The sequence below is a fragment of the Methylomagnum sp. genome, from assembly GCF_054333355.1.
Window position 1 is genome coordinate 1 of record NZ_JBTEKS010000271.1, and the last position, 5,899, is coordinate 5,899.

The 5,899-nt window shown below is 57.1% G+C and carries 4 protein-coding genes and 2 pseudogenes; all 6 read left to right on the forward strand.

The window, feature by feature from the left end:
* A pseudogene (locus tag ACXWUF_RS16780) lies at positions 1–418 on the forward strand (squalene--hopene cyclase); the annotation flags it as partial.
* A gap of 272 nt (positions 419–690) precedes the next feature.
* A complete protein-coding gene (locus ACXWUF_RS16785; RefSeq protein ID WP_458495790.1) occupies positions 691–1,131 on the forward strand; it encodes a hypothetical protein in 441 nt (146 codons plus the stop codon).
* Between the two features lie 263 nt (positions 1,132–1,394).
* The gene (locus ACXWUF_RS16790; RefSeq protein ID WP_458495791.1) at positions 1,395–2,021 is read left to right on the forward strand and encodes a hypothetical protein; all 627 of its coding nucleotides are present in this window, start codon (positions 1,395–1,397) and stop codon (positions 2,019–2,021) included.
* Positions 2,022–2,159: 138 nt separating this feature from the next.
* The gene (locus ACXWUF_RS16795) at positions 2,160–2,894 is read left to right on the forward strand and encodes a phosphorylase family protein (RefSeq protein WP_458495792.1); all 735 of its coding nucleotides are present in this window, start codon (positions 2,160–2,162) and stop codon (positions 2,892–2,894) included.
* A gap of 33 nt (positions 2,895–2,927) precedes the next feature.
* Positions 2,928–5,579, forward strand: coding sequence for an MMPL family transporter (locus ACXWUF_RS16800; protein WP_458495793.1), 2,652 nt, complete (start codon positions 2,928–2,930; stop codon positions 5,577–5,579).
* A gap of 139 nt (positions 5,580–5,718) precedes the next feature.
* Positions 5,719–5,899: pseudogene (locus ACXWUF_RS16805) on the forward strand (aspartate aminotransferase family protein); the annotation flags it as partial.

Consider the following 5,899-nt stretch of genomic DNA (forward strand, 5'->3'; position numbering starts at 1 on the left):
CGGCACCTGGTCGGTGCTGGTGGGCTTGGAAAAGGCGGGCTTGTCGAAGGACGATCCGTCCATCCGCAGGGCCGTGGCTTGGTTGAAGAGCGTGCAATGCGCCGATGGTGGCTGGGGTGAGGATAATTTCACTTACCACGATGCCAGCGAAGATAAGCGCGGGCGGTTCCATACGCCGATGGCGTTCCATACGGCCTTGGCGTTGTTGGCCCTAATGGCGGCGGGCGAGGCGGATTCGCCGGAAGTCGCCGCCGGGGTGGATTATCTGCTGCGGAATCAGAAGGCGGATGGCTTCTGGGAGGATGGCTATTTCAACGCGCCAGGGTTCCCAAAAGTGTTTTACCTGAAGTACCACGGCTACGATAAGTTCTTCCCGCTGTGGGCGTTGGGGCGGTATCGGAACGAGCGGGCGGCATAAGGATTCCTGATTAGCAAGGAACTTCATTCGTCGTTCCGGCAGGGATGCCGGAACCCAGCGTCCAAGGACGGCTAGCTGGCGGGCACTGTCGCTGCTTGCCTCAAGCGACTGAAGTTGCGGAAGCTTGCCATCCCTGGACGCTGGATACCGGCATCCTTGCCGGTATGACGGACTCTTCGGTAACGGAATGAAGCTCCTTGCTAATCAAGTAAGGATTAGGAGCGCGGCTAACTTGGCCGCGTTCCCTAAACGATGGGGCTGCTATGTGCTATATGGTGCTACTCAGTACGGATTCCCCAGAAGATTTATCGGCTAATAACGACAGGCTGATTGCCTTTAGTCGAGAATTACCAGGACTGCCAGAGGAGACATTTCTTACCCACCCAAACAAGTGGTTTGTAAGTTCCGCACATGGTTGTAGCTGTGGCCTCCGCCATCTGTGCATAGAGAGCGTAGAGCTTGGTTTTAATAAGCCGGTAGATTGGTACTCGGAAGACGCCGAGGCTATTGAAGCAACGCTGAAATTTACAGCCATCGTCAGGCTTTTGGTTCAACAAGGCGCACAGGTGGAGTGTATAGACGCATGGGCAAGTGAAACTGAGCCCGCGAATTTATCGGGGACTATCCAAGTTAATTTATCCGAAATAGCCGACGCCGAATTTCGGTTCTTTGAAAATCACCGCTTTATGTTTGGGCTGAATGCTAAGAATTAGGCTTTAGAAGCCGAATAAGCACCCAAACAAAAGTTGTAGTCCTGTATGGTGAGTGTTCATTGTTCCCACACTCGGGTTGGGAACGATGAATGAGGATATTAAATCACTCAATATAAAGGACTGCCAATAACTTTAATCCAAGTATCATAATGCTAGTTCCAATTGGGAGTTTATGCAAAACGGCTTATCAAGTTAGAGAATTCTTGAAAAGCAATGGAGTTCAACACCACTCATACCCATACGACTGGACAGTCACATCATTCTTGGCACTACAAAAAACCCTTGCCAAAGACTTCGATGTCAACCAGGCATTAAGCGAAGAAAATCTTAAGATAAGCCAGTTTGGAACCGTATACGACGAGTATACCGGACTGTGCCACAATCATGAACTTATTAGCGTAAATAGCTTACCTCAGGAAATCAAAGACGGTGGCTTCAACGACAACGGAATTCCTTTAGCCTTACTCAAGGGCGATGATATATCCAAAGTCAAAGGACGATTAAATCACGCCTACGAAAACCTTGAAAAACTAAAAAGCTGCGATAAAAAGATTGGCTTCGTTCGCTGGCGGAAGGTTAGATATCTTGATCATGAACTGACCGATACATTCCAAGATGAAAGCATTACGGGCCTGGCGAATATCCTGTCGGCGTTTTTAGGGCACGAACATTTTTCCATTCTCTCAGTTGTAGCAAGCGCCACCACAGACCCTTTTCCTGTCGAGGACATTATGGTTTCTTACAATCCTGAGCAATTTGGCATAGCGGCGGTAATAAAGGAGAGAAGGGGATTCAACGGGGACGGCACCAAAGATTACAGGGGTGATACAATATCGTGGAATTATCTGCTATCAAAATATATTAGTGAAGAAAACATTTCCTTGGATTAATACTAATTAGCGAGAAATCACAGTAATTATTAGTCAGGAATCATTGCCTTGCACACTCAGCCAGCGTATCCCAGATGGAATGTACATGAATCCGGGAAGTGCGCGGCACGGAATACCTCGTAGCTCCTTGCTCCACCTATGGCTCCTCAACAACGGTATGCCTCCCTCGGCCTCCTAGTCGCCCTCCCCGCCGAAGCCCAGCCCCTCCACCCCCGCAAACTGGACTTCACCGACCTCACCCAAACCGCCGAAGGCCACCACCTCATCGTGTCCGGGGCCGGTTCCGACAATGCCCAGCAAGCGGCTTCCCGCTTGGTGGAACAAGGCGTTGCGGGTCTCATCAGTTGGGGCTGTGCCGGTGCCTTGGCCCCCGATTTAAAGCCCGGTGATTTGATTGTTCCAGAACGCATCCACGGCGCGGACGGCACCGGATACGCCACCGATACCGATTGGCGTCGCCGATTCCTGCAAGCGCTCTCCCCCGCCATGCCAATTAAACGAGGCCAACTCGCCGAAAGCCGCCACGTCGTCCCCGGCCCGGCGGAAAAGCAAGCCTTGTTCGCCGCCACGAACGCCGCCGCCGTGGACATGGAAAGCGCCGCCGTCGCCCGCGTGGCCCAGAGCCATGGCCTGCCCTTTCTTGCGGTGCGGGCCATTGCCGACACGTCCGCCATGGCCATGCCCGCCGCCGTGCTGGTGGCCCTCAATCCCCGTGGCGATGTCCGCCTGGGCAAACTACTGGCCCACCTCGCCCGCCATCCCGCTCAGGTGGGCGAACTGATACGATTAGGCCGGGCCTTCGGCGCTGCCGTGGGCACCTTGCGCCGCGTCCGCCAAGCAGCGGGCACCGATTTCTGTTTCCCGCCACGCTGAGCGGGCGAAACCCCTTTCTCCGCCGACAACCCGATGAGCCAAACCTCCGACCGCCTCCTGATCCGCGCCCTCCATGGGTGGGAAGCCAACTTCCTCCGCTATCCCTGGCTGGTGATCCTGTTGTTCCTGATCGCCTGCGGATTCACGCTCCGCTACACCATGGACAATCTGAAAGTCGATACCAACACGGCTGACATGATTTCCACGGACCTGCCCTTCCAGAAGAACCGCCTGCAATTGGAAGCGGCCTTCCCCCAGGATATCGGCACCATTCTTCTGCTAGTGGAAGGCAGCACGCCGGAAACCACGGCGGAGGCCGTCCGGCGCATCGGCGCGGCGGCGCGGGCGGACACCGCCGAATTCAAGTCCGTCTATCTCCCCGACGACAGCGAATTCTTCGCCAAGAACGGCCTGCTGTATCTCAGTCCCAAGGAACTGGAAGACGTCACCAATCAAATCGCCAGCGCTCAGCCGTTCATAGGCCGCATCGCCGAGGACAACACCTTGCGCGGCCTGTTCGGCATCGTCGGCGACGCGCTCACCGAGGGCGCCAAGAACGGCCTGGACCTCGACATCAACCCGATGCTCGGCAAAATCCGCGAGGCCGTCAGCGCCGCCGCCGCAGGCCAGCCCTACCGGGTCTCCTGGCGGCAATTGATGTCGGCCCGCGCCAGCGGTTTGGGCGTGACCAAGCGCTTCATCATCCTCACGCCGGTCATGCACTTCGACGAGTTGATGCCCGCCGAAAAATCCATCGCGGCCATCGACAAGATTTTGGCCGACACCCTGCGCGGCGATTTGGCGGACGTGAAGGTGCGGAAGACCGGCGAGGTGGTGCTGGAATATGAGGAAATGCAGACCATCAGCACCGGCGTGTCGGTCGCCAGTATCGCCTCGTTGATCCTGGTGTGTGCGACGCTGTGGTTCGCTTACCGCTCCCTCAAGCTGATGTTCGCCACCTTCGTGTCGCTGAGCATGGGGCTGATTTTCTCCTTGGGATTCGCGACCGTCGCCATCGGTCAGTTGAACCTGATTTCCATCGGCTTCGCGGTGCTGTTCATCGGCATGGGCGACGCCTATTCCTCCCATTTCTGCCTGCGCTATCGGGAGCTGGTGCTGCGCGGCAAATCCCAGCGCGACGCCCTGCGGGAAACCCTCGCCTCCACCGGCTCGTCGCTGATTCTCAGCGCCATCACCGCCGCCATTGGCCTGTATTCCTACATCCCGACCAAATACTCCGGCGTGGCGGAACTGGGCATCATCGCCGGCACCAGCATGTTCATCGCCCTGGCGACCACCTTCACGGTGCTGCCGGCCTTGATGAAAATCATGCCCATCCGCCCGCCCAAGCGGAGCAAGTCGAAGCAAAAGACGGGTTCGCTTTTGCTGTCCAACTGGCCGTTGCGCTACGCCCGGACGGTGCAAGTCGTCACCATCATTCTCGGCCTGCTCGCCGTCCGGCTGGTGCTGGATGTCCAGGTGGATTTCAACCCCATCAACCTGCGCGACCCCAACACCGAGTCGGTCCAGACCTTCAAATACCTGCTCCAGTCCGAGGATACCTCGCCCATGACCTTGGCTTCCCTGGCCCACAGCGAGGCCGAAGTCCGGGAGCGGGAAGCCAAGTTCGAGCAATTGCCCACCGTGGATCGGGTGATGTCGATTTTCGATTTGGTGCCGGAAGACCAGGACGAGAAGCTGGCGATGATTTCCGATTTGTCGCTGGTGCTGGGTCCGCAATTCACCAATTTCCCGCCTCCGGCCAAGGGCGGCGCCACGCCGGAAGCGGTGGAGAAGCTGCACAAGATCGTCCGTGACCGTTTAGCGGCGAAAGACGACCCCGCGCTGGTCCAACTGGATCAAGCCTTGACGGCGTTCCAAACCCGCCTCGACGCCGCCGCCGACTCGGAAACCCGGCAAAACCTGTTGGATAAGCTGCAAAGCAGCCTCCTCGACCCGCTGCCCGCCACCATCGCCGATTTGCGCAGAAGCTTGGAGGCCGAACCCTTCACGCTGTACGAATTGCCGAAGGATTTGGTGGAACGCTGGGTCAGCGACAAGGGGCTGTACCGGCTGCAAATCTTCCCTAAGAAAGACTTGAACGACTTGGATAATCTGCGGGAATTCATCCTGGAAGCGCAAAAGGTCGATCCCGATGTGACCGATTTGCCCGTGACCTACCTTGAATCCATGAACGAGGTCATCACCGCTTTCCAGCAAGCCTTCGCCATCGCCTTCGGCGCGACCACGCTGATCCTGCTGCTGGTCCTCCGCAACTTCAAGGACACCCTGCTGGTGCTGTTGCCGCTGCTGCTGGCCTCGCTGTTCACGGCGGCGGCGACGGTGCTACTGAACATCCCGTTCAACTTCGCCAACATCATCGCCCTGCCCTTGCTGTTCGGCCTTGGCGTGGACAGCGGCATTCACATGGCTCACCGCATGCATTACCTGCAATCCAATGACGAGAACTTGCTCGGGACCAGCGAGTCCCAAGGCGTGTTTTATGGCGCATTGACCACGGTGTTCAGCTTTTCGAGCTTGGCCTTCACCAGTCACCAAGGCACCGCCAGCATGGGGCTGCTGTTGGCCGTGGGACTGATGCTCACCTTGATTTGCGCACTGATCGTCCTGCCCGCGTTTAGCCGCTTGCGCTTTGCTGGCCGGGCCGATCACGCCAAATCCTAGAACACTTGTAGGTCGGGCTTCAGCCCGACACCGGAAGCGTCGTTACGTCGGGCTAAAGCCCGACCTACGAACGGATGACTTTTTCTAAGCGGCTACGCCAGTAGCCGCACGTATGACACCGACATTTCCCGAGGCATCAATGTCCAGCTACATCAAAGACCTACTCGCCGCCCACCCCGGCAAGAATTTCGAATTGCACGAACAGCACCTCAATACCCAAATGGTCCGGGTGCTGAAAACCATCGGCTACGACCGCGTGTACACCAAGGCCAGCGTCCCCTATCTCTACGATGCGCAAGGCAACGAATACCTGGACCTAC